We start from the raw sequence: 524 nt of genomic DNA on the forward strand, positions 1-524 counted from the left end.
CGGAGCCGCGCCGTGCTTCGCTCGGGGGCACCTCTGGCCGGCCGGTGTGTCCAGAATGGGACGAGGCCGGGGCAGGCTCTGGGGCCATTTTGCGACGCGGCCCCCCGGTCGGCCCGTCCAGGGACTGACAGTGCGACTTGCGAGCGAGAGGGTTGCGACCTCGGGGACGCGAGAAAATCGTGTGCGACCACGGAACCAAATACTCCCCGGGGCATTTCCAGTCGCCACGCGGAGCGGGCGAACGATTGCCCCACCGCCCCGCCCGGGGTCCGCGGGTCTGAGAGAGGACAATCCCTACCGATGAGCATTCAGCCCGGTCGGCGCGTCGGCGTCGCTTTCGTCGGGATGGGGGGGGCCGTCGCCACCACCGCCATCGCCGGTATCGAAATGATCAAGTCCGGCTCGAACCGTCTCGATGGATTGCCCCTTGCGGGACACGCCGTGGCCGGGATGGTCGGGTACAAGGATCTGGTCTTCGGCGGCTGGGACCTCAACGGCGACGACCTCGGCGCCGCGGCGGCCGG

The 524-nt window shown here is 69.8% G+C and carries 1 pseudogene; it reads left to right on the top strand.

Annotated features, from left to right (window positions below):
• Positions 1-300 precede the first annotated feature (300 nt).
• Positions 301-524: pseudogene (locus tag QR78_RS30785) on the top strand (inositol-3-phosphate synthase); the annotation flags it as partial.

Source organism: Methylobacterium indicum, assembly GCF_001043895.1.
Classification (GTDB): Bacteria; Pseudomonadota; Alphaproteobacteria; order Rhizobiales; family Beijerinckiaceae; genus Methylobacterium; species Methylobacterium indicum.